General features: G+C 72.3%; 20 protein-coding genes. 6 read left to right on the top strand and 14 right to left on the bottom strand.

Annotated features, from left to right (window positions below; genetic code table 11):
* Nucleotides 1-142: 142 nt before the first annotated feature.
* Nucleotides 143-1,018 carry a TIGR03619 family F420-dependent LLM class oxidoreductase gene (locus tag E1293_RS21365; RefSeq protein WP_132199217.1) on the top strand — a complete coding sequence of 292 codons (876 nt, stop codon included), beginning with the start codon at nt 143-145 and terminating at the stop codon, nt 1,016-1,018.
* Complete coding sequence (locus E1293_RS21360; RefSeq protein ID WP_132199216.1) at nt 1,015-1,506, top strand: nuclear transport factor 2 family protein; 492 nt, start codon at nt 1,015-1,017, stop codon at nt 1,504-1,506. Before E1293_RS21365 ends, E1293_RS21360 begins: the two co-directional genes overlap by 4 nt.
* A 62-nt stretch (nt 1,507-1,568) precedes the next feature.
* On the opposite strand, the gene E1293_RS21355 is transcribed toward E1293_RS21360, so the two are convergent.
* From E1293_RS21355 to E1293_RS21345, 3 genes are all read right to left on the bottom strand, one after another.
* On the bottom strand, nt 1,569-2,423 hold the full coding sequence (locus E1293_RS21355; RefSeq protein ID WP_132199215.1) for an MHYT domain-containing protein: 855 nt from the start codon (nt 2,421-2,423) through the stop codon (nt 1,569-1,571).
* 196 nt (nt 2,424-2,619) lie between these two features.
* Complete coding sequence (locus tag E1293_RS21350; RefSeq protein ID WP_165978333.1) at nt 2,620-3,411, bottom strand: maleylpyruvate isomerase family mycothiol-dependent enzyme; 792 nt, start codon at nt 3,409-3,411, stop codon at nt 2,620-2,622.
* Nucleotides 3,412-3,487: 76 nt separating this feature from the next.
* Complete coding sequence (locus E1293_RS21345; protein ID WP_132199213.1) at nt 3,488-4,333, bottom strand: SGNH/GDSL hydrolase family protein; 846 nt, start codon at nt 4,331-4,333, stop codon at nt 3,488-3,490.
* Nucleotides 4,334-4,553: 220 nt separating this feature from the next.
* Here E1293_RS21345 and E1293_RS21340 point away from each other — a divergent pair, with 220 nt between their 5' ends.
* Nucleotides 4,554-5,720, top strand: a complete 1,167-nt coding sequence (locus tag E1293_RS21340) for a PucR family transcriptional regulator (RefSeq protein ID WP_207938995.1) — start codon at nt 4,554-4,556, stop codon at nt 5,718-5,720.
* Nucleotides 5,721-5,747: 27 nt separating this feature from the next.
* Here E1293_RS21340 and E1293_RS21335 read toward each other — a convergent pair whose 3' ends face one another.
* The 3 genes from E1293_RS21335 to E1293_RS21325 form a co-directional block, all read right to left on the bottom strand.
* Nucleotides 5,748-5,930 (bottom strand): hypothetical protein, encoded by a 183-nt coding sequence (locus E1293_RS21335; protein ID WP_132199212.1) that lies wholly within the window; start codon nt 5,928-5,930, stop codon nt 5,748-5,750.
* Nucleotides 5,931-6,010: 80 nt separating this feature from the next.
* Nucleotides 6,011-6,853 carry an acetate uptake transporter family protein gene (locus E1293_RS21330; RefSeq protein ID WP_132199211.1) on the bottom strand — a complete coding sequence of 281 codons (843 nt, stop codon included), beginning with the start codon at nt 6,851-6,853 and terminating at the stop codon, nt 6,011-6,013.
* 152 nt (nt 6,854-7,005) lie between these two features.
* Nucleotides 7,006-7,419, bottom strand: a complete 414-nt coding sequence (locus E1293_RS21325) for an STAS domain-containing protein (RefSeq protein WP_132199210.1) — start codon at nt 7,417-7,419, stop codon at nt 7,006-7,008.
* Nucleotides 7,420-7,519: 100 nt separating this feature from the next.
* Here E1293_RS21325 and E1293_RS21320 point away from each other — a divergent pair, with 100 nt between their 5' ends.
* Nucleotides 7,520-7,765 (top strand): DUF2630 family protein, encoded by a 246-nt coding sequence (locus E1293_RS21320; protein ID WP_132199209.1) that lies wholly within the window; start codon nt 7,520-7,522, stop codon nt 7,763-7,765.
* A 19-nt stretch (nt 7,766-7,784) separates the two neighbouring features.
* Here the strand turns inward: E1293_RS21320 and E1293_RS21315 are convergent, their stop codons facing one another.
* From E1293_RS21315 to E1293_RS21290, 6 genes are all read right to left on the bottom strand, one after another.
* Nucleotides 7,785-9,422: an L-lactate permease gene (locus E1293_RS21315; RefSeq protein WP_132199208.1), complete on the bottom strand. Its 1,638-nt coding sequence runs from the start codon at nt 9,420-9,422 to the stop codon at nt 7,785-7,787.
* 103 nt (nt 9,423-9,525) lie between these two features.
* Nucleotides 9,526-11,583: a xanthine dehydrogenase family protein molybdopterin-binding subunit gene (locus E1293_RS21310; protein ID WP_132199207.1), complete on the bottom strand. Its 2,058-nt coding sequence runs from the start codon at nt 11,581-11,583 to the stop codon at nt 9,526-9,528.
* Entirely contained in the window at nt 11,580-12,554 is a 975-nt protein-coding gene (locus E1293_RS21305) for an FAD binding domain-containing protein (RefSeq protein WP_132199206.1), read from the bottom strand. The genes E1293_RS21310 and E1293_RS21305 overlap by 4 nt, the downstream gene beginning before the upstream one ends.
* Nucleotides 12,551-13,096 (bottom strand): (2Fe-2S)-binding protein, encoded by a 546-nt coding sequence (locus E1293_RS21300; RefSeq protein ID WP_132199205.1) that lies wholly within the window; start codon nt 13,094-13,096, stop codon nt 12,551-12,553. The genes E1293_RS21305 and E1293_RS21300 overlap by 4 nt, the downstream gene beginning before the upstream one ends.
* Nucleotides 13,097-13,144: 48 nt before the next feature.
* Nucleotides 13,145-14,011, bottom strand: a complete 867-nt coding sequence (locus E1293_RS21295; RefSeq protein WP_132199204.1) for a Cgl0159 family (beta/alpha)8-fold protein — start codon at nt 14,009-14,011, stop codon at nt 13,145-13,147.
* A 37-nt stretch (nt 14,012-14,048) separates the two neighbouring features.
* A complete protein-coding gene (locus E1293_RS21290) occupies nt 14,049-14,420 on the bottom strand; it encodes a phage holin family protein (protein WP_132199203.1) in 372 nt (123 codons plus the stop codon).
* 151 nt (nt 14,421-14,571) lie between these two features.
* Between E1293_RS21290 and E1293_RS21285 the strand changes: the two genes are divergently transcribed.
* Nucleotides 14,572-16,719, top strand: a complete 2,148-nt coding sequence (locus E1293_RS21285) for a terpene synthase family protein (RefSeq protein ID WP_132199202.1) — start codon at nt 14,572-14,574, stop codon at nt 16,717-16,719.
* On the opposite strand, the gene E1293_RS21280 is transcribed toward E1293_RS21285, so the two are convergent.
* A complete protein-coding gene (locus E1293_RS21280; RefSeq protein ID WP_165978332.1) occupies nt 16,708-20,100 on the bottom strand; it encodes an nSTAND1 domain-containing NTPase in 3,393 nt (1,130 codons plus the stop codon). The two genes, E1293_RS21285 and E1293_RS21280, sit on opposite strands and share 12 nt — an antisense overlap.
* 290 nt (nt 20,101-20,390) lie before the next feature.
* Nucleotides 20,391-21,803, bottom strand: coding sequence for an MFS transporter (locus tag E1293_RS21275; RefSeq protein WP_243716364.1), 1,413 nt, complete (start codon nt 21,801-21,803; stop codon nt 20,391-20,393).
* A gap of 79 nt (nt 21,804-21,882) precedes the next feature.
* Here E1293_RS21275 and E1293_RS21270 point away from each other — a divergent pair.
* Nucleotides 21,883-22,322 (top strand): MarR family winged helix-turn-helix transcriptional regulator (locus E1293_RS21270; protein ID WP_132199199.1); only part of this gene is annotated, 440 nt, incomplete at its 3' end.

Here is a 22,322-nt window from a genome sequence, read left to right as displayed (position 1 = left end):
ACCTGGAATGTAGCAACTGCTTGCTCTCAACGGAAGAGGGCCTGTAAGACCAGGTCAGCCCGAGCTTGGACGGCCCGCTCCGATGCCCAGGTCGGGCCGGGTGCCGTGATAGAACCTTTTTCTGCCAACGAGGGGAGCACCGATGCGGGTCGGGATCGTCACGCCGGTGGTGGCGCAGCCGCCGCCCGGCAACGCCGCCTGGGAGCGGGACGCGGGCATCGACGAGATCGGCCGGATCGCCGAGACCGCCGACCGGCTCGGCTACCACCACGTGACCTGCAGCGAGCACGTCGCCGTCCCCGCCGAGGCGGCCGAGCAGCGCGGCGGCGCCTACTGGGACCCGCTCGCCACCTTCGGCTACCTCGCCGCCCGGACGTCCCGCGTCCGGCTCGCCACCCAGATCCTCGTGCTCGGTTACCACCACCCGCTCGCCATCGCCAAGCGGTACGGGACGCTCGACCGGGTCAGCGGCGGCCGGCTCACGCTCGGTCTCGGCGTCGGCAGCCTGGAGGAGGAGTTCGACCTGCTCGGCGCCCCGTTCGCCGGCCGCGGCGCGCGCGCCGACGACGCCCTGGCCGCGCTGCGCGCGTCGCTCGGCCGGCGGATGCCGGAGTACCACGGCGCGCACTACGACTACTCCGGGCTGGTCGTGGAGCCGCACGCCGTCCAGGAGCACGTCCCGATGTGGATCGGCGGCCGCTCGGAGCGCTCCCTGCGGCGCGCGCTGGCCGCCGACGGCTGGGTCCCGTTCGGCCTGCCGCTGCGCACGCTCGCCGAGATGCTCGCCGCCCGCGACCTGCCGCCCGGCTTCGACGTGGTGCTCGCGCCGTCCCGTCCGCTGGACCCGATCGGCGACCCGGACGCCGCCGGCACCGCCCTCGCCCGCCTCCGCGAGGCGGGCGCCACGATCGCGGGCGTCAGGTTCGTGTCGCGGTCGGCGGAGCACTACTGCGAGCAACTGGCCGCCCTGCGCGAACTGTCCGGCACCTACGACCTGGTCTTCGGGGAGGAACAGTGACCGTCGAAGCCCGCCTGGAGGCTCTGGAGCAGCGCCTGCACGCCCTTGAGGACGAGCGGGAGATCACCCGCCTGATCCTGTCCTACGGCCCGCTGGTCGACAGCGGCTGCGCCGCCGACGTGGCCGCCCTCTGGGAACCCGGCGGCGTCTACGACGTCGACGAGATCCTGATGACCGGCCAGGCGGAGATCGAGGCGATGGTCCGCTCCGGCAACCACCAGCGCTGGATCTCGGGCGGCTGCGCGCACGTCGTCGGACCCCCGCACGTCACCGTGTCCGGCGACGAGGCCACCGCGGTCGGGTACACGCTCATGATCGTGCAGAAGGACGGCTTCGTCCTGCGCCGCGCCACCGCCAACCACTGGCGCCTGCGCCGCACGGAGTCCGGCTGGCGCGCCGTCGACCGCACCAACCGCGTCCTCGACGGCCGCGAGGAGTCCCCCGACCTCCTCGCCTCGCACTTCCCGGCCGCCACCCGGCACCGCTGACCAGCACCGCTCACCGGCGCCGCTCACCGGCGCCGGCGGACCGCGTCAGCCGGCGGACCGCGTCACTGGCCGGAGCCGCCGAACCACCTGCCCGCGGCGCGGGACGGCTGCTCGGCGGGCGCCGCGGGCGCGGGCGGCGGGTCCTGCCGCCGGGAACCGAGGCGCTCCTGGAGGGCGGCATCGGTCCGCATCTCGTGCTCGGTCGGCGCCATCGCGATGATCAGCAGCAGGACGACCGCCACCACGCCGATGCCGCAGACGAGCGGCAGCAGGAAGTCGCCCGCGGTGGCGCCGCCCGGGGCCGGCATGCCGTGGTGCATGCGGACGCGCATCGCGGCCATGCCGGTGTAGTGCATGCCGCTCACCGCGACCCCCATGATCGCCGCGGCGCCGGCCATCGCCCACATGGTCGTGACCCGGATGCTGAACCACAGCGCCACGGTGGCCGCCACCACCGCGATGAGGACCGACACGGCCACCAGGCCCGGCCGGTAGTCGATGTGCGCGGGCATGTTCATGGCCGCCATGCCGGTGTAGTGCATGCTGGCCACGCCGGCGCCGGTGATGAGCCCGCTCGCGGCGACCATGGGCGCGCGCGTCCCGCCGAAGCCGACGACGAACAGCCCGCCGGCGACGACCACGACCGCGATGGCGCAGCTCAGCAGCGTCAGGGGGACGTCGTAGCGGATCTCGGTGTGCGCGACGCTGAAGCCGAGCATGGCGATGAAGTGCATCACCCAGACCCCGGTGCCGCCGATGGACAGCGCCCCGAGCGCCAGCCAGGAACCGCGCGACCGGCCGGTGGAGGCCCGCGCGCGGGAGGTGCACATCAGGCCGAGCAGCGAGCCGATGACCGACATGCAGTAGGCGGCCACCGGAGTCAGCAGGCCGTAGGAAAAGTGATGGACTTCCGCCATGGGTTCCCCCTGGAACGCTCAAAACCATGATCGGCGGCATCCTAGCCACGGAATACCGGCACGAAAGCGCACGTGGGGGCGCATTGGTGGCCAATATCGGACGACCGTCCAATACGGTGTCAGCCTCCGGTCACCATGCGGTTCGGCGGACCCCGGAAACCATTCGGAAGAATTGCGGGGAGCATTCAGGCGGTATTCAGGGGGTGATGGCCATGGTGGCCAGAATCCGCGCGGCGAGGTCGCGGTCGCCCTCGGTCCGGACGGTGACGTCGGCGGCCGTGCAGCGGCCTGCGGCCAGCCGGACGTAGGTCTCCCAGTCCATGGCGAGCTCGGTGGTGGGGGCGGCCTCCGACCAGCTGCCCCGGCCGCTCTCGTCCACCGTGACGGTCACGTCGAAGTCGGGCGGGCCGGTGATGGCGAAGGCGACGGACTCCCCCGGCGCGGCCTTCGCGCGGCGCGCGACGACCAGGGGCAGGCCGCGGCTCAGCAGCTCCCAGAAGCAGCGCGCCGCCGGGGCGTCCAGGTTGCCGGGCCGGCCGACCGCCCGGCGGACATCCTGCTCGTGGGTCCAGCAGTCCATGGCGCGGAACTTCATGAACCGCGAGTAGGGGCCCTCCCTGCCGTCCGGGCACATGAGCACGCGGTCGGGGTCCTCGCCGGGAAGCCGCGCGAGGCGGCGTTCCAGCGCGTCCGCCAGCTCGGCCAGCACGTCCGGGCCCGGGACGGGGCGCCGCGCGTGCACCGCGATCTCCAGGTAGCGGCCGAAGTCGTTGCGGACGTGGTCGAACTCGCGAGGCTCGGCGGCCGGCGCGGGATCGCCGAGAAGGTCGCGTTCCACGCCGACGAGGTGGGCGAGCTGGTCCTTGACCGTCCAGCCGGGGCACTCGGTCGGCCGGCCCCAGTCGGCGTCGCCGAACGTCCCGGCGAGCGCGATCGTCGAGCGGACCGTCTGCTCGTAGGCGGCGATGTTGGCCTGCATCTCGTCCATGTCAGTCCTCCTTCGGCGCCACGAGCCTAAGGCCGCCCCGATCGAGCCGGTCGACCGGGACGGCGCTCGAGAGGGCTCAGGAGTCGAGGGCCCCGCCGATGATGCCGGCGTAGGCGGCCTCACCCTGGGCGTTCGGGTGCAGGGGGGCGGCGGCGTGGACGGGCACGTAGCCCTCGACCCAGCGGCGGGAGGACGACTGGCAGGCGTCATGGCCGGCACTGGGCGCGACCAGGTCGATGTAGGTGCCGCCGTGCGCCGTGGTCCGCTGGCGGATGACGTCGTTCATCGCGTTGACGGAGCCCTGGAGGAAGTTCGCGTCGGTGGGCAGGACGGGCTGGAGGGGCCAGCAGCCGTCCTTCTTGATGTAGAGGCCGTAGCCGGTCAGGACGATGCGGGCCTTCGGGGAGCGGGCGCGGATGCCGTCCAGGACGGCGTCGAGGCTCGGGCCGAGGTCGCGGGTGCGCTGGGCGACCTCGTCCTCGAACTCGCCCTTGCAGGGGGTGGCGGTCGGGTCCAGGTTGATGCAGTCCTCGGCGATGCCGACGAGGCCGACGTCGTTGCCGCCGATGGTGAGGGTGACGAGCGTGGTGGACGCCGACAGCGCGTCGAACTGGGGCGGGACGGTGCCGGTGTCGACGCCGCCGACGCTGGTGCTCTGCGGCTCGGTCATGTGCTTGGTCCTGGCGCCGCTGCAGGTGGCGTCCCGGAGGTTCGCGCCGAGCTCGGCCGCCAGCTCGTGCGCGTAGTTGTGGGTGGAACGCCCGCACCCGATCGGACCGGTGATGTTCGGGATGAGGGGGCCGGAGGCCATCGAGTCGCCGAGCGCGACGTACTCCACCGCGGCCGCGCGGGCGGGGGCCGCGGCCAGGACCGTGCCCGCGAGGACGATCGCGCCGACCATGCCGTGCAACAGACGCTTCATGCTCCACTCCCGGCGTCATGGACGATGTCGCCGTGATCGTCCAGAATCTGGACACACCGTTCAATTGGCGTGAAAACAGACTCTGGCGGGAGCGGTTGTGGCGCGGGACAACACGCGGGCACTGAACACGCGGGCACCCAACGCACGGGCACAGACCACGCGGGCACAGAACACACGGGCACAGAACACACGGGCACAGAACACACGGGCGCCGCTGTGCATGGCGGGGCGGCCGCTGGCGGCGCATCTGCGGGCCCGCGCGCCGCGGCTGACCCGCCGGGTGGTGGCGCGGCTGCTCGCGGAGCTGCCGGTGTACGCGGAGCTGCCGCAGGAGGAGGTCGCCGGGGACATCGCCGGGATCGTCCAGCACAGCCTGCGGCAGTTCGCGGACGTCCTGGAGCGGCGCCGGCCCGCCGAGCCCGGCGAGTTCGGCCCGCAGCGCGATTCGGCGGCGCTGCGGGCCGAGGAGGGCGTGCCGCTGGACGCGATCCTCGCCGCGTACCAGATCGGCGCGGCGATGGCCTGGGAGGAGCTGACCGCGGGCGCGGAGCCGTCCGACCTGCCCGCCTTCCAGGAGGCGCTCGGCTACTTCCTGGACTTCCAGCGGCTGCTCGTCTCGGCCGTCAGCGCCGCCTACCTGGAGGTGCGGCAGATCCTCGACAGCCAGGAGCACGGCGGCCGGCACGCCCTGATGACCGCGCTGCTGGCCGGGGACACCGCGGGGCACCGCCCGGCGCCCCGGTACGCGGTCCTGACGCTGGTGTTCGCCGCGCATCCGGACGAGGCGGGCGCGGGGCAGCGCGCCCGGATCGCGGCCCGCCGCAAGATCCGCCGCGTCCGGACGGCGCTGGACGACGTCGCCGACGAGCCCGCCCTCACCGCGCTGGACGCCGCCGGCGGGACGGCCCTGCTGCCCTTCTCCGCGGGCTGGGACATCCTGGACGACCTGGTCGCGAGGGCGGCCGAGGCGGCCGGCATCGGCATCGTCGCGGCGGCCGAGATCACCGGCCCGGAGGGGATCCCGGCGGCCGTCACGCAGACCGCGGAGATCATGGACCTGGTCCGCCGCGCGGAGCGCCCGCCCGGCCTGTACCGGCTGGCCGACGTCCTGCTGGACTACCAGCTCAGCCGCCCGAGCGGCGCGCTGGCCGCGCTCGCCGCCCTGCTGGCGCCGCTCGACGGGCGGCCCGACCTGCTGCGCACGCTGGAGCGCTACCTGGCCTTCGACCTGGACCGCCGGGTGACCGGCGCGGCCCTGCACGTCCACCCGAACACGGTGGCCTACCGGGTGCGGCGCATCAGCGCCCTGACGGGCCTGGATCCGGCCCGCCCGAGCGACCTGCAGCTGCTCAACGCGGCACTGGTAGCCCGCCGCACCCTTCTGTGAACAGCGGGGCGGACAGCCCGACGGCGGTCAGTGCTCGGTGCGGAGGTGGTAGTTCAGGCTGGCCAGCTCAAGGTGGGGCTGGTGGCAGCGGGTGCAGGCCCAGACACCGGTGGGCACGGTGTAGCCGTGCGCGGCCGCGTCATCGCGCGCGCAAAGGCGTGTGTAGGCCTGGCCTAGGCGCCGCCACATCCGCCGGACAGCCGATGACATTCCCGCTCCTCTCCCGAGCCGGTCGTTCGTCGATCGGCCCAGGATAAGGCAACGGGAATGTCAAGGCGAAACGCCGAAGATCACTGGCCGATCTTCACGCCCGGCTCGCCGTGCCGGTACTCCAGCGGGCGGATCCCGCGGCCGCCGGGGATGTTGCCGCCCGCGCGGTACTTGCCGGTGGGCAGGATCGTCCGGCCGTAGGTGTTCTCCATCATCATGGCGGCCGCCGCGTACAGGGCGATGACCGCGGCGGCGACGAACAGCCAGCCGCCGACGTCCAGGCACCAGTTGGACGGCGCCCAGAAGCCCGCCGAGGTGAAGCCGGCGCCCGCGGCGAGGCACGCCAGCAGCAGTGCCAGGACGATGTTCTGGCCGAGCGCGGCGAGCGCGCACAGGCCGGTGATCACCGCCAGGGCCACGAACCAGAACGCGAATCCCTCCCGGACCGTGCCGAGGGTCGGCGCCAGCGCCGCCGGGGCCGCGCCGATGCTGACCATCATGAACAGCAGGCCCCAGGCGAGCCAGAACGCACCCCACATGCCGTGCACCGCGGTGGCGAGGCTGTCGCGGGCCCGGTAGGCCCACATGCCCGCGAGCAACTGCGCGAGACCGCCGAAGAACAGCACGAACGGCCAGAGGATCAGCGGGGTGGCGGCGTTGCCGTACCAGCCCGCCTGCCAGGCGCCGACCATCATGGTCGCGCCCGCGAACGCGAACAGCCCGAGCACCGACGGTGCCGCGATGGGCTGCAGCATGATGCGGCTCCGGTCCTCCCAGAGCGCGTGCTCGCCGGGCCCGTCGGCGCCCCTGCCGGGTGCGGGCGCCGCGCCGGGCGCCGGCGCGGCCGCGCCCTGCCCGGGCATCGCGGATCCGGTGCCCCTGCCGGCCATCGGCGACGCCGCGCGCTCTCTACGCCTTGCCATGAAGATCCCCCCTCGGAATCGGAGAGCTTTCAATGCCTCCTAACCCTGGTTTGGGGGGTCAAACAGCCGGACACCCGCCATGTTCGAGGGCGAAAGGGAACATTTGCCGTTAAATCGGGCAAGTGTGAGTGTTCACTGAACGTCCGGGCCGGTCAGCGCAGCGGACGGCAGTGGATCTCCAGCCCCGCGGAGGCGGCCCAGCCGATCATCCCGAAGAGCCGGTCGATGTGCGGGGAGACCGAGTGCAGGACGAGGAGGCGGCTGCCCGCGTCGAGATCGCGGGCGGCCTTGGCGAACGCGCGCAGGCCGGCGACGTCCATGAACTCCAGCCCGGACAGGTCGACGTGCAGGTCGCCGGGCAGCCGGTCCCCGGCGGCGCGCAGCGCCTGCGCGACGTCGGGGGCGTTGGAGACGTCGATCTCGCCGCTCATCCGGAGCCGGGGCGACGCCGACGCCGCGGAGATGCGCAGCAGCGCGGTGTCGTGCTCGACGATGTCGTAGCGCGGCTCCGCACGCGCACCCGATTCGAGGCCGCCCTCGCCATCGGTGATCCGCCAGACCGTCATCCGCTCCTCGCCCTCGGACGGGGCGCCGCTACCGTGCGCGGCCCCGTGTATGCCAGGCTCTCACCTGTCGGCACCTTCTGAACCCCAGCGGGCGGAATTCATGGACGAGAAGGCGATTCTGGAACGTATCAACGAGTTCATCGAGGAGGAGCACACCCTCCGGCAGGCGCACGAGCGCGCCGAGACGACGAACGAGGACGCGCAGCAGCGGCTGCGGAGCCTGGAGGTCGCGCTCGACCAGTGCTGGGACCTGCTCCGGCAGCGCCGCGCCCGCATCGCGGCGGGACAGAACCCGGACGAGGCCGAGGTCCGTCCCGCCGGCGAGGTCGAGGGCTACCGGCAGTAGCCCCCGGCGGCGGCCCCCGTCAGGGGACCATCCAGCCGAGGATCCCGGTGGACTGCAGGCCCGACAGCAGGCACATCCCGGCGAGGAACAGCAGGCTCCAGAGGACGACGCGGCGGAAGATGTCGCCCTCCTTCCCGTCCAGGCCGACGGCCGCCGCAGCGATGGCGAGGTTCTGCGGGGACACCATCTTGCCGAGGACGCCGCCGGAGCTGTTGGTGGCGGCCATCAGCACGGTGTCGAGGTCGGCCTTGTTCGCGGCGGTGACCTGCAGCGCGCCGAACAGCGAGTTGGACGAGGTGTCCGAGCCGGTGACGGCGGTGCCGAGCCAGCCGAGGATCGGCGACAGGACCGCGAACGCGCCGCCCGCCCCGGCCATCCAGGTGCCGAGCGTGACCGTCTGCCCGGACGCGTTCATCACGAACGCCAGGGCGAGCACGGCCATCACCGTGATGATCGCCCACTTGAGCTGGACGAGGGTCGTCCAGTAGGCGCGCAGGGCCTTGCCGAACCCGACGCCGAGCACGGCCATGGTGATCAGGCCGGCGACGAGCATCTGCGTACCGGGCGTGGTCAGGTAGTTGAAGTTGAAGGTGGGCAGGGTCAGCGGCTTGCCGGACGGGCTGGTCAGGTCGAGGCCGGGCCAGGAGAACGTCCGCGTCGCCTTGTCCAGGAGGTCCTTCACCTGGTCGATCTGGCAGACGACGAAGACCGCGATGATGATCGCGTAGGGGGCGTAGGCGCGGGCGACCTCGGCGCGCGAGTCCCCGCCCTCGACGCGGGCGGCGAACTCGGGGGTGGGCTCGTCGGCCGAACCGCCGGCCACGGGAGCCGGCCTCGCGGGCGCCGCGGAGGGGCGCAGCCGGACGATCAGGACGACGGCGGCGGCCGAGACCAGGGACGCGACGACGTCGGCGAGCGGCACGGAGATGAAGTTCGCGGTGACGTACTGGGCGACGCCGAACGCGGCGCCGCAGAACAGGGCGATGGGCCAGGTCTCGCGGAAGCCGCGCTTGCCGTCCACGATGAAGACCAGGACGAGCGGGACGAACAGGGCGAGGATCGGGGTCTGCCGCCCGACCATGGCGCCGAGCGTGTCGCTGGACTCGCCGGTGACCTTGCCGAGGGTGAGGATCGGCGTCGCCATCGCGCCGAACGCGACCGGCGCGGTGTTGGCGGTGAGCGCGAGGACGGCGGCCTTGAGCGGCTGGAAGCCGAGCGCGATCAGCATGACGGAGGTGACCGCGACCGGCGTGCCGAACCCGGCAAGCGCTTCCAGCAGCGCGCCGAAGGAGAACGCGATCAGCACGGCCTGCAGCCGCTTGTCGTCGCTGACCTGCGCGAACGACCGGCGGAGCACGTCGAAATGGCCGGTCGTGACGGTGATGTTGTAGACCCAGAGGGCGTTGATGACGATCCACAGGATCGGGTAGAAGCCGAACGCGGCGCCTTCGGTGCCGGCCAGGAACGCCTGGCCGGCGGGCATGCCGTACGTCCAGATCGCGACGGCCAGCGAGACCGCCAGCGCGATCAGCGACGCCAGCCAGGCGCGCATGCGGACGCCGCCGAGCAGCACGAACAGCACGGCCAGCGGCAGCGCGGCGACCAGGGAGCTCCAGCCGAGCGAGTCGGCGACGGGATCGAGGACCTGCTGGTACACGGCGATCACCTCGCGGGTAGCGCGGGTAGGGGGCGCCCCCGAGCACGGGATCGATACCCACCTGCATGACGGAGATCACCTTGATAGTGAACTTTTCAACCGGTCAGAGGGCTGTGAGAAGCCTGGCCGGGGTGATGGGCAGGTCACGGACGCGGATCCCGGTCGCGTGGTGGACGGCGTTGCCGACGGCGGCCGCCGCGCCGACGATGCCGATCTCGCCGATGCCCTTGGAGCCCATCGGGTTGAGGTGCGGGTCGGACTCCTCCACCCACACCGCGTCGATGTCGCGGACGTCGGCGCAGGCCGGCACGTGGTACTGGGCGAGGTCGCGGTTGAGGTAGTCGCCGAACTCGGTGTCCATGACGCTCTCCTCCATCAGCGCCATGCCGACGCCCATCGTCATGCCGCCGATGAACTGGGAGCGGGCCGTCTTGGGGTTGATGATCCGACCGGCGGCGAACACGCCGAGCATCCGGCGGACCCGGACCTCGCCGGTGTCGGCGTCCACCTCGACCTCGGCGAACTGCGCGCCGAACGCGTGCCGGGCGTACTCGTCCCGCGCCTTGAGCTCGTCGCCGGTGTCGGCGGACGCCTCGATCCCTTCCGGCGGGACGGCGCCGTTCATCTTCCCTCGCAGCGCTTCGCAGGCGCGGACCACGGCCGTTCCCCAACTGGCCGTCCCCGCGGAGCCTCCCGCGACGGACGCCCTGGGGAACGCGCTGTCGCCGATCTCGACCTTCACGTTGCCGAGGTCCTCCTTGAGGGTCTCCGCGGCGATCAGGGCGAGCGCGGTGCGCGCGCCGGTGCCGATGTCGGCGGCGGCGATCCGGACGGTGAATGTCCCGTCGTGCTCGGCGCGGGCCATGGCCTTGTTGGGGCGCTGGTAGGCGGGATAGGTGGAGGAGGCGACGCCCATGCCGACGAGCTTGCGGCCCTCCCAATGGACGCCCGGCTCGGGGGCGCGTCCGGCCCATCCGAAGCGGTCGGCGCCTTCCCTCAGGCACGCGACCAGATTGCGCGAACTGAACGGCAGGCCGCTCCCCGGCTCGTGGTCGGTGTCGTTGCGGATCCGCAGCTCGATGGGGTCGATGCCTGCGGCGACGGCGAGTTCGTCCATCGCGGATTCGAGCGCGTAAACGCCCGGTGTCTCACCTGGGGCACGCATCCAGGACGGTGTTGGGACGTCCAAGGCCACCACACGGTGAGATGTACGGCGGTGTGGGGCCTTGTAGAGGACGCGTGTGGGCGTCGCGGTCTGCTCGGCGAACTCCTTCACGGTGGACGTCTGCTCGGAGACCTCGTGCAGGATCGCGTTGAGCCGTCCGTCCGCGTCGGCGCCGAGCCTGAGCCGCTGGATGGTCGGGGTCCGGTAGCCGGTGGTGGCGACCATCTGCTGGCGCGGGACGGCGAACTTGACGGGACGTCCTGCAGCGCGCGCGGCCATCGCGGCGAGCACGACGTTCGGCCTGGGCGTTCCCTTGGAACCGAACCCGCCGCCAACGTGCGGTGAAACGACGTGCACCTGCGTGGGGTCGAGGTCGAAGACCTGGGCGATCGTGGACTGGACTGTGGAGGCGCCCTGGTTGGAGTCATAGAGCGTGAGGGTTTCGTCGCCGTTCCACTGGGCGATCGTGGTGTGCGGCTCCATCGGGTTGTTGTGCTCGGCTGGGGTCGTGTAGGTGACGTCCACCTGGAGGGGCGAGTCCCTGAAGGCGTCTTCGGGTTTGCCTTGCTCGGTGTCCGAGGGGAAGACGGGGTTCACCTTGTCGGGCTTGTAGAGGCCGGGGTGGTCGGTGCGGAGCCTGACGTCCGGTTCCTCTTCCGCGTACTCGATGCGCACGAGTCGCGCTGCTTCGCGAGCGGTTTCGAGCGTCTCGCCGACCACGGCGGCGACGAACTGGCCCCGGTAGGAGACCGTCCGCGACTGGAAGAGGGCCAGCTCCCCGTCTGGGACGTCGCCCAGGTTCGGGGCGTTCTCACAGGACAGCACGGCGAGCACCCCGGGCAGCCTCAACGCGGCCTCCGTGTCGACGGACCTGACCTGGCCCTTCCCCACGCTCGCCTGCACGGCCGCCGCGTACGCGGCGTTCTCCACGGCGTACTCGAACGCGTACTTGGCCGCTCCGGTGACCTTCTCGCGGCTCTCCAGCCGGTCAGTCATGACCCTTCCCCCAGCTCCATCAGCGTCCGGACGATCAGGTTGCGCGCCAGCGGCACCTTGTAGGCGTTGTCGCGGAGCGGCTCCGCCGCCTCAAGCTCGGCCTCGGCGGCCCGCAGGAACGATTCCTCTGTCGCCTGGGCGCCGCGCAGAACTTCTTCTGCGCGCCATGCGCGCCATGGCTTGTGGGCGACGCCGCCTAGGGCCAGCCTCACGTCCCGCACCTGGCCGTCGTCCACGTCCAGGGCCGCCGCTATGGAGACGAGCGCGAAGGCGAACGAGGCGCGTTCCCTGACCTTGCGGTAGCGGGACGGCATGCCCACCGGAGGAACCTCTACGGCCGTGATGAGGTCGCCTGGTTCGAGCGTGGTGTCGCGCTCTGGCTCGTTGTCGGGCAGCCTGTGGAAATCCTCGATCGGGATGGTTCGTTCACCGTCCCGCCCTTGGACCCGGATGGACGCCCCTAGGGCAGCCAGTGCGACCGCCATGTCGGACGGGTGCGTCGCCACGCACGCCTCCGAATGCCCCAGGATCGCCAGATTGTGGTGCTCGCCCTCACGCGCCGGGCAGCCGCTGCCAGGATCCCGCTTGTTGCACGGCTTGGACGTGTCCTGGAAGTAGGAGCAGCGTGTGCGCTGGAGCAGATTGCCGCCGACGGTCGCGAGATTGCGGATCTGGCCGGACGCCCCTGCGAGGACGGCCTGCGCCAGCAGGGGATGGCCTTCGCGCACGGTCCGGTCCGCGGCGAGAGCACTGTTGCTCACCGCCGCGCCTATGACGAGGCTTCCGTCCGGCCGCAGCTCGATCCGGTCGTACGGGAGGTGCGCGACGTCCACAAGCCTGGACGGCTCCTCCACACCGAGCCGCATCAGGTCAACGAGGTTGGTTCCGCCACCCAGGTAGACGGCGCCGTCGTTGTGGCGCTCTAGGGCGTCCTCGGCGCTGGTGGCGCGTTCGTAGGCGAAGGGCCTCATGCTTCCGCCGCCTCCTTGCGCTGGGAAGCCTCCCGCACGGCCGCGACTATGCCGACATAGGCTCCGCACCTGCACAGGTTGCCGCTCATGCGTTCGCGTATCTCGTCGTCGTCCAGGGCGGGGTCGGACCCCAGGTCGGTGGTGACGGCACTGGGCCAGCCGTTCTCGGCCTCGTCCAGCACGGCCGTCGCAGAGCAGAGCTGACCGGAAGTGCAGTAACCGCACTGGAAGGCGTCGTTCTCTATGAACGCCTCCTGGACGGGACTGAGCCGGCCGTCCTGCGCGAGCCCCTCGACCGTGACGATTTCCGCTCCGTCGTGCGCGACGGCCAGCGCCAGGCACCCGTTCGCGCGGCGTCCGCCGAGCAGGATGGTGCAGGCCCCGCACTGGCCGTGGTCGCAGCCCTTCTTCGACCCGGTCAGCCCGAGATCCTCACGGAGGACGTCCAGCAGTGAGGCGCGGGTATCGACGCTGAGCCGGTGCTCTGTGCCGTTCACTCGCAGCGTGATGTCGGCATGTACCGGGGTGACTTCGCTGTCCATGACCCGGTGCCTACCCCGGATCGTCCCGCGGTCACAAGACCTCGGCAGTTACAAGATCTCGACGGCCGCGTCCACCGCGCCCCGGACGTCGCCGTCCGGCGGGTACAGCAGGGACCGTCCCACGACGAGGCCCTTCACACCCGGAATCCGCATCGCGCGCCGCCAGCCGTCCAGCACCCCGCCCTGGTCGCCGGAGACCTCGCCGCCGAGCAGCAGCGCCGGCAGCGTCGTCGCCGCCATCACCCGCTCCATCTCCGGCACGACCGGCAGCTTCAGCCACGTGTACGCCGACGTGGCGCCGAGGCCGGACGCGACCGACACCGCGCGGATCATCGCCTCCGGCGTCAGCAGGTTCCGGACCCGGCCCTCGATCCGGTGCGACACGAACGGCTCGACCATCGCCATCAGCCGGTGCCGCGCGAGCCCCGACACCGCCCGGGCGCAGCCCTCCAGCGTCCGGGCGGTCGCCCGGTCCGCGTCGTCGATGCGGAGCAGCATCTTGCCGCCGTCCAGGCGCGCGCCCGCGATCGCCTCCGCGTCGTAGGCGGTGAACCGGTCGTCGATCTCGAAGGACGTCCCGGCGAGGCCGCCCCGGTTCATCGACCCGATCGCGAGCCGGCCGTCCAGGACGCCGAGCAGCATCAGGTCTTCGAGGACGTCGGGGGTGCCGAGCACGCCGTCCACGCCGGGCCGGTCGAGCGCGACGCACAGCCGTTCGAGCAGCTCGCCGCGGTCGGCCATCGCCACCGGGTTCCCGCCGACGCCGAGCGCGCCGCGCGCGGGATGGTCCGCCGCGATGATCATCAGCCGGCCGCCGGCTCCGGGCGGCGCCTCCCGGCGCGCGCGTCCGGCCGCCGCCTCGGCGATCGCCTCCGGCCGCGCGGCCCGCACGCCGGCCAGCTCGCTGATGCGCACGCCGCCGAGTCTCCCGACGCCCACTACCGGCTGTCAATCAGTCATTGTCGGAGAGTATCTCCACGACCTGGCGGGCCGTGTCGGTCGGCAGCGGCGGCGGCAGCCCCTTCCACTTGCGGGACGCGGCCATCGCGGCGGCGCCCGCCCCTCCCCCGTACACGGCGGCGGCCACGAACGACGCCAGCTCGGGCGGCAGCCTCTTCTCCAGCAGCAGCACGTTCATCCGGTACGTGGCGGCGGTCGCGAGGACGCCGAAGGCCCCCGCGACGGCGCCGAGCCGCAGCGCGGGGATGCGCTGCCTGGCCTTGTCGACCATCTCCTGCTGCGCGGCCTCGACGACCCGCCGGGCGAGCACGAGGTTCTGCTCCAGCGGGTCGCCGGCCTTCGCGGGTTCGCGCGACTCCGTCATGACCTCGCCTTACCCGCAGACCGAGAAGGGAACCGGGAGAGCAATGTGTCACTGTCGGTAACTTTGCGCGTGCTGTAAGTTGCCGAACCGGGCCCCGCCCAGTGCTTGCCACCGACAGAACAGTCTTCGGAGCCGACAGAGAGGCCGGTCGATGCAACCGTTCGAGCTGCCCGACTTCTACGTCCCGTACCCCGCCCGGCTGAACCCGCATCTGGAGGGCGCGCGGACGCACACGATGGCGTGGGCGCGCGAGATGCGGATGCTGGACGAGGACCGCGACCCCGGCACCCCGGACATCTGGGACGAGCGCGCGCTCGAAGCGATGGACTATCCGCTCCTGTGCGCCTACACGCACCCCGATTGCGACGGTCCCGAACTCGACCTCATCACCGACTGGTACGTCTGGGTGTTCTACTTCGACGACCACTTCCTGAAGGTCTACAAGAAGCCGCAAGACCAGGACGGCGCACGCACCTATCTCGACCGGCTGCCGCTGTTCATGTCGCTCGACCCGCCGGAACCGGTGAACGCCGTCGAACGCGGCCTCGCCGACCTGTGGGCGCGGACCGTCCCGTCGAAGTCGGACGCGTGGCGGCACCGTTTCTCCGTCAGCACCCTGAACCTGCTGCGCGAGTCGCTCTGGGAGCTGTCCAACATCAGCACCGGGCGCATCCCGAACCCGGTCGAGTACATCGAGATGCGCCGCAAGGTCGGCGGCGCGCCCTGGTCGGCGGACCTCGCCGAACACGCCGCGGGCGTCGAGATCCCCGAGCGGGTGGTCGGGACGCGGCCGTTGCGCGTCCTCAAGGACACCTTCTCCGACGCCGTGCACCTGCGGAACGACATCTTCTCCTACCAGCGCGAAACCGAGTCCGAGGGCGAGGTGAACAACTCCGTCCTCGTGATGGAGCACTTCCTGTCGGTGGCGCCGCAGGTCGCCGCCGACACGGTCAACGACCTGCTGACCTCGCGCCTGCGCCAGTTCGAGAACACCGCGGTGACGGAACTCCCGCACATCGTCGCCGACCACGCGCTCGATCCCGCCGAGCAGGCGAGCGTCGCGGCCTATGTGAAGGCTCTGCAGGACTGGCAGTCCGGCGGCCACGAATGGCACATGCGCTCCAGCCGGTACATGAACAAGAAGTCGCTGGGCATGTCGGCGTCCCGCATTCCCGCGCTGCTGCGATCGGCCCGGATCAGCCTCCCCCACGTCCCGTTCCAGCGGGTGGGGCCGACGCCGCTGCCCGACTTCGACATCCCGTACCGGGCCCGCGTCAACCCGCACCGCGACCGCGCCGGCCGCAACGTCGTCCCCTGGGCGCGCAAGATGGGCATCTTCGACCCGCAGCCCCGCGCGCCCATCCCGCTGTGGAGCGCCGAAGGGCTCATCGGCATGGCCTACGAGATCTGCGCCGCCTCCATCGATCCGGACGCCGGGCCCGAGACGCTCGACCTCGCGACCCAGTGGCTCGCCGCCGGCACCTTCGCCGACGACTACTTCCCCGCCGTCTTCAACCGCGACCGCGACATGGCCGGAGCGAAGCAGTTCAACGCCCGCATTCCGGCGTTCATGCCGCTGGACTGCGGCGCCACGCCCGTCCCGGAGAACGCGTTCGAGGCCTCCCTCGCCGATCTCTGGCCCCGCACCGTCTCCCACATGGACGACCGCGGCCGCCGCGAGATCCGCACCTCCGTCGAGCGCATGGTCGAAAGCTGGCTGTGGGAGCTGAACAACCACCTCCAGTCGCGCATCCCCGACCCCGTCGACTACCTGGAAATGCGCCGGTGGACCTTCGGGTCCGACCTGACGATGGGCCTGAGCCGAATAGAGCACTCCCACGAGATCCCCGCGCACGTCTTCGAAACGCGCACCCTCCGCGAGATCAACACCTCCGCAATGGACGTCGCCTGCCTCATGAACGACTGCTTCTCCTACCAGAAGGAGATCGAGTACGAAGGCGAGCTGAACAACGGCGTCCTCGCCATCGAGAACTTCTTCGGCTGCGGCCGCGACGAGGCCCTCCCCATCGTGGGCGACCTCATCACGTCCCGCCGCCGCCAGTTCGAGCACCTCATCGCCGCCGAACTCCCGGGCCTGTGCGACGACCTGGACCTCGACGACACCGCCCGCACCGCCCTTTCCGCCTACGTCGAGGAGCTGCGCGACTGGATGGCCGGCATCCTCAAATGGCACCGCGAGACCGACCGCTACGACGAACGGGAGATCCCGCCGTCCCTGCCGAAGCCGACCGGCCTCGGCACATCGGCCTTCCGCCTGTTCAGCCGCTCATCCCGCTGAGGGTTCCGGGGCCGCGGCGGCTCGCGGTGCCGGGATCATGAGGATGTGGCGCTCGTCGGGAGTCAGGCGGCGGAACACGCGGCCGCGGGCCCGCTCGACGAGCGCCGCACCGTCCGTGACGGCCTCCCACACCCGGACCGTCCGGTCGGCGGACGCGGTCGCGATGCGGGCCCCGTCCGGCGACCAGGCGACGTCCAGCACCTCGTCGTCGTGGACGGCGGCGACGGACAGTTCGCGGCCGGTCGCCGGATCCCACAACCGGACCGTCCGGTCCGTGCAGGCGGTCGCCAGCAGCCGCCCGTCCGGCGACCACACCAGCGACCGCAGCCAGCCCTCGTGACCCGACAGGGCGGCGGCCTCGGTGCCCTCGGCGGCGTCCCAGACCAGCACCTCGGAGTCCTTCGACACCGCCGCGATGCGGGTGCCGTCCGGCGACCACGCCATGGCCCGGACGGCGCTCTGCGGGACGTTCAGCCGGGTGAGCCGCAGGCCCGTCCGGGAGTCCCAGATCTGGATCGTCCCGTCCTGGGACGCGCTGGCGACGCGCTCGTCGTCGGGTGACCACGCGACGGCGCGCACGGTGTCCTCGTGCCCGGCCAGGACGAGCGGCTCCCCGCCGTCTCGCCATGCGTGCACGCGCACCGTCCGGTCGTCCGACGCCGAGGCGAGCCGCGCCCCGTCCGCGGACCACGCCACGGCCCGGACCCAGTCCTCATGGCCGGAGAGGACGGCCTCCTCCGCGCCGTCCGCCGTCCACACCCGCACCGTGCGGTCGCGGGACGCGGTCGCCACCCGGCCCCCGTCCGGCGCCCACGCGGCGGCCCACACCTCGTCGGTGTGCCCGCGCAGGACACGGGGGCCGTCGTCGGCCCAGATCCGCGCCGTCCCGTCGTAGGACGCGGAGACCAGCACACCGCCGCGGGACCAGTCGACGGCCGACACCGCGCGCCGGTGGCCGCGCAGCACCGTGATCTCAGCGGCGTGCTCGGCGTCCCAGAACCGGACGGTCCGGTCGTTGGAGCCGCTGGCCAGCCGCGTGCCGTCCGGGGACCAGGCCACCGCGCGCAGCGGCTCCCCGTGCCCCCGGAACATCGCCAGCTCGGTGCCCTCCGCGGCCGACCACAGCCGGATCGTCCGGTCGTGGGACGCCGTGGCGAGCCGGGCCCCGTCCGGCGACCACGTGACGTCCCACACCACGTCGGCGTGCCCCTGCAGCACGGGCCCGGACGCGCCGGTCGCCGCGTCCCACAGCCTCGCCGTCCGGTCGTAGGAGCAGCTGACCAGCCTCGTCCCGTCGGGTGACCAGGCGGCCGTCCGGACGGTGTCCTCGTGCCCTTCGAGGCGCAGCGCCTGCCGGCCGGTCGCCGCGTCCCAGACGCGGATCGTGCGGTCGTCGGAGCTGCTGGCGAGCCGCGCGCCGTCGGGCGACCAGGCCACGTCCCGGACCCAGCCCTCGTGGCCGCGCAAGGTGGTGACGGCCGTTCCCTCCGCCACGTTCCAGATCTTCACGTCCCCGTCGCGGGACGCGGACGCGACGCGCGTTCCGTCCGGGGACCAGGTCACGCCCCACACCATGTCGCCGTGCCCGCGCAGCAGGGCGACCCGGGCGTGCGCGGCGGCGTCCCACACGCGCACGGTGCCGTCCTCGGACGCGGACGCCAGCCGCAGCCCGTCGGCCGACCATGCGACCGACACGACCGCGCCCTCGTGCCCGCGGAGGACCGCGGCCACGGTGCCGCTCCCGGCGTCCCAGATCCGGACGGTCCGGTCCGCGGACCCGGTCGCGACCAGCGAACCGTCCGGGGACCAGGCCACGGACCAGATCCGGTCCTCGTGGCCGCGCAGGACGCCCCGGACCCGCGACACCGCGAGCGCCGCCGACAGCGCCCGCCTCGCGAGCGGCGTCGGCGCGCACTCCTCGTGCGCGGCCAGCGCCAGCAGCAGGCTGTGCTCGGGATCGGTCAGGTAGCCGACGAGCGCCTGCCGTGCGATCGAGTCGGCGAGCCGCCGCATCGCGACGCCGTCCGACCGGTGGGAGATCTCGACGAACTCGGCGGCCAGCGGCTCGATGGCGGCGAGGCCGGCCGCCTCGTCGACCCACTTGCGGGCGCCGGCCAGCCGGTCGCCGCGCAGCAGGTACGCCTCCTGGCGGCCGTAGCGGTCCCACTCGGCGGCCCACTGCTCCAGGTCGGCGATCCGGCGCAGCACCTCGGCGTGCATGGCGATCGTCTGCCGCAGCGGCGCCCACGCGGTGAACAGCGCCTCGTGCGAGACCTCGAACACGGCCTCCTCGCCGTCCCGTCCGCTGGTGCACAGGCGCTCCCGGACGAACGCGTCCACGACGCGGCGCCCCGGCTCGTCGAGTTCGCCCGCCGGCACCGGGCGGCGGGTCGGCCGCCCCTCGGTGAACTTGACGAACCTCAGCAGCGCCGGCAGGACGGGCGGCGCCGGGTCCAGCGCCTCCAGCTCGCGCAGCAGCCGGTCGGCGCGCCGTGTCAGCGCGCCGTCGACGCCGCCGCTGCGCCGGTAGTGCTCGGCGGTGATGGTGCCGTCCCGGCCGACGTGCAGGTACAGCTCGTGCAGGAGGTAGGCGAGGAGGGGCAGCGCCGTCCCGTCCCCGGTGTCGTCGGCGATCTGCGCGACCAGTTCGGGCGGGTCGAACGCGACGCCCGCCCGTTCCGCGGGCTCTCGGACGACCGTCCTCAACGCGGCCCTGTCGAGCGCGGTCACCGTGAACGGATGGCGGAACAGGTCGGCGAACGCACCGCTGAGGAACGCGGTCAGGAACTCGGCCCGGAAGACGAACACGACCCACACCTTGGTGTCGGCGTCCAGCGCGTCCCGGAGCATGCCGAGAAAGGCGTCCCTGTCGTCCGCACCGGTCAGGGTGAGCAGTTCCTCGGCCTGGTCGACGACGATCAGCACCGGCCGGTTCCGCCGTCCCCGCCGCAGCGCGCCGAGATGCACGCGGAGCGTCCCGGGATCGCGGCGCAACCCGTCCGCGATCTGCTCGGCCTCGCCGTTCCCCAGCGCGTCGGCAAGGCCATGGGCGAGACTCTGGAACGGATCGTCCTCCGGAGTCATCGGCGGCAGGACGATCCACCGCCGCTGCTGATGGACGCGCGGCAGCAGCCCGGCGTACAGCAGCGACGACTTCCCGACCCCGGACGGCCCGGTCACCGCGACGGACCGCGGCTCGCCCCGGAGCCGCTCCATCAGCTCCTGGGTCTCGTCCTCACGCCCGAAGAAGACCCCGTCGTCCTCCTCGGTGAACGCGTCCAGCCCTGGATACGGCGACCGATCGGCCTTCCATCCGGGCCGCGCGAGATTCCGCCGCTCCTGTCCCTTCTCCCAAGCCAGCACGAGGGGAATGAGCAGCATGCACAGCACGATGACCGGAAGCGCCCATCTCTGCACCATGTGCGTTGTTTGTGGTGAAACCTGCAACGCCAATCCCAGCAGCGCCACCAGCAAGATCATCAGGTACCCGGGGAAGACCGGACCCTGCCGACGCCGCCGCATACAACTCCCCCAGCACAGGAACGGCCACAAACCCGTCCCATGCTACGGCCGTGTTCCGCTCCGATGATCAGCAAGTCCGCAAGGAATCCAGGACTCTCACCTCAGGGAAACTACGCGCCCGTCCCCACTCGACCTCGGGGATCACCAGATCAGGGCGCGGGCGGACGCGGCAGCAGGGCGCTGACCAGCGCGATGGCCAGGCCGAGGCCGGCCGCCACGAGGAAGACCAGGTCGTAGCCGGAGGCGAGGGCCGCTGGAGAGCTCCCGGTCTCGGCCTTGGTCCCGGCGATCGTCGCGAGCACCGCCAGGCCCACCGACCCGCCCACCTGGCTCGCGGTGTTGGCCAGGCCGCCGACGATCCCCGCGTCGCCCTCGGCGACGTCGGAGGTGGCCGCCGCCATCAGGGTGGGGAAGGTCAGCCCGATGCCGGCCGCGACGAGCAGCGTGGGCCCGAGCACGCCGGTCAGGTAGCCGCTCCCGGCATCGGCCTGGGCGAGCCAGCCGAACCCGGCGACGAAGCCGGCGCTGCCGGCCAGCACCAGGGCGCGCACGCCGGCTCGCGCCAGCAGTCCGGCGGCCACCCGCGCGACCACCACGAACGTCACCGCGGCAGGTGTCTGCCCGAGCCCGGCCTCCAGTGCGCTGTAGCCGAGGACGTTCTGCAGGAAGAGCGCCGAGAAGTACCACATCGCGATGGCGATCCCGCCGAACAGCAGCAGCATCCCGTTCCCGACGGCCACCCTCCGGATCTTGAACAACCGCAGCGGCATCATCGGCCGGACGGAGAACCGCGCCTCCACCACCGCGAAGGCGACGAGCAGGACGAGGCCCGCTCCCACCGGCCCGGCGACCGGCCAGGACGTCCAGCCGTGCTCGGCGCTCTGCATGACGCCGTAGATCAGGGCGGCCAGTCCCCCGGTGCCCGTGACCGCGCCGGTGAGGTCGAGCGGCTCCCGCCGCCCGGCGCGCGTGCCGGCCAGCGCCAGCATGGCCACGACGATCAGCACCGCGCCGATCGGCACGTTGATCAGGAAGACCCACCGCCACGACAGGCCGGTGGTGATGGCGCCGCCCGCGACCGCGCCGGCCATCCCGCCCACGCCGCCCGCGGCGGACCACGCCCCGAACGCCCGCGCCCGCGCGGGCCCTTCGGTGAAGCCGGTGTTGATCACGGCGAGCGTCGCCGGGGCGAGCATGGCGGCTCCCGTGCCCTGCGCGACGCGGGCCGCCACGAGGACCTCCGGAGCGGCCGCCAGGCCGCCGGCCAGGCTCGCCGCGGAGAACACGAGCAGCCCGGCGACCAGCATCCGGCGGTGGCCGAACAGGTCGGCCGCCCGGCCGCCCAGCAGCATGAAGCCGGCGAACGTGAGCAGGTAGCCGTTCACCACCCAGGCCAGGCCGGTGCCGGTGAAGCCGAGGTCCCGCTGGATCGAGGGCAGCGCGACGTTAACGATGGACGCGTCCAGGATCACCATGAACTGGGCGGCGCACGCGAGCGCCAGCACCATGGAGGCGGCGCCGGCGCGCGGCCTGGCCCGCCGGGTCGCGGTGGTGGTCGTCATGACCTCCTCCTCGCTGTCAGGTAGCATTAGTTACGCACATAACTATTATGCGCATAACTATTTCTGTCAAGGAGAGCCCATGGACTTCGCGCAAGCCGACGCCCTCAACCAGGCGATCCGCCTGCTGAGCCTGCGCCACCGGGCCAGGGCCGCGGCGCTGCTGGCCCCGCTCGGCCTGCACCCCGGCCAGGAGGCGCTCCTGCTCGAACTGGCCCGCACCGGCCCGATGATCCAGGCCAAGCTCAGCGAGGCGCTCGGCATCGAGCCGCCCAGCGTCACCCTCATGACCCGCAAGCTCGAAGCCACCGCTCACATCAGCCGCAGCCCCGCACCCGACGACCGGCGCGCCAGCGTCGTCGCCCTCACCGACAGCGGCAGGGCCCTGGTCGACCAGGTGAAACAGCTATGGCGAAACCTGGCGGAGGAGACCGTGACCGGCCTCCCGCCCGAAACGGTGGCCGGTCTCCCGGCCGTCCTCAAGAAACTGACCGACAACGTCGACCCCAAGCACCCCCGCCC

The organism is Actinomadura darangshiensis (genome assembly GCF_004349235.1).
Lineage (GTDB): Bacteria > Actinomycetota > Actinomycetes > Streptosporangiales > Streptosporangiaceae > Spirillospora > Spirillospora darangshiensis.
This window is presented reverse-complemented; position numbering and strand designations above follow the sequence as displayed.

What these genes read in the sequence shown, in the direction of transcription:
- E1293_RS21335 (WP_132199212.1), bottom strand. Translation starts at nt 5,930, where the DNA reads ATGTCATCGGCTGTCCGGCGGATGTGGCGGCGCCTAGGCCAGGCCTAC.
- E1293_RS21345 (WP_132199213.1), bottom strand. Translation starts at nt 4,333, where the DNA reads ATGAAGCGTCTGTTGCACGGCATGGTCGGCGCGATCGTCCTCGCGGGC.
- E1293_RS21350 (WP_165978333.1), bottom strand. Translation starts at nt 3,411, where the DNA reads ATGGACGAGATGCAGGCCAACATCGCCGCCTACGAGCAGACGGTCCGC.
- E1293_RS21340 (WP_207938995.1), top strand. Translation starts at nt 4,554, where the DNA reads ATGGCGGGGCGGCCGCTGGCGGCGCATCTGCGGGCCCGCGCGCCGCGG.
- E1293_RS21355 (WP_132199215.1), bottom strand. Translation starts at nt 2,423, where the DNA reads ATGGCGGAAGTCCATCACTTTTCCTACGGCCTGCTGACTCCGGTGGCC.
- E1293_RS21325 (WP_132199210.1), bottom strand. Translation starts at nt 7,419, where the DNA reads ATGACGGTCTGGCGGATCACCGATGGCGAGGGCGGCCTCGAATCGGGT.
- E1293_RS21310 (WP_132199207.1), bottom strand. Translation starts at nt 11,583, where the DNA reads ATGACTGACCGGCTGGAGAGCCGCGAGAAGGTCACCGGAGCGGCCAAG.
- E1293_RS21330 (WP_132199211.1), bottom strand. Translation starts at nt 6,853, where the DNA reads ATGGCAAGGCGTAGAGAGCGCGCGGCGTCGCCGATGGCCGGCAGGGGC.
- E1293_RS21280 (WP_165978332.1), bottom strand. Translation starts at nt 20,100, where the DNA reads ATGCTGCTCATTCCCCTCGTGCTGGCTTGGGAGAAGGGACAGGAGCGG.
- E1293_RS21365 (WP_132199217.1), top strand. Translation starts at nt 143, where the DNA reads ATGCGGGTCGGGATCGTCACGCCGGTGGTGGCGCAGCCGCCGCCCGGC.
- E1293_RS21300 (WP_132199205.1), bottom strand. Translation starts at nt 13,096, where the DNA reads ATGGACAGCGAAGTCACCCCGGTACATGCCGACATCACGCTGCGAGTG.
- E1293_RS21290 (WP_132199203.1), bottom strand. Translation starts at nt 14,420, where the DNA reads ATGACGGAGTCGCGCGAACCCGCGAAGGCCGGCGACCCGCTGGAGCAG.
- E1293_RS21275 (WP_243716364.1), bottom strand. Translation starts at nt 21,803, where the DNA reads ATGACGACCACCACCGCGACCCGGCGGGCCAGGCCGCGCGCCGGCGCC.
- E1293_RS21285 (WP_132199202.1), top strand. Translation starts at nt 14,572, where the DNA reads ATGCAACCGTTCGAGCTGCCCGACTTCTACGTCCCGTACCCCGCCCGG.
- E1293_RS21320 (WP_132199209.1), top strand. Translation starts at nt 7,520, where the DNA reads ATGGACGAGAAGGCGATTCTGGAACGTATCAACGAGTTCATCGAGGAG.
- E1293_RS21305 (WP_132199206.1), bottom strand. Translation starts at nt 12,554, where the DNA reads ATGAGGCCCTTCGCCTACGAACGCGCCACCAGCGCCGAGGACGCCCTA.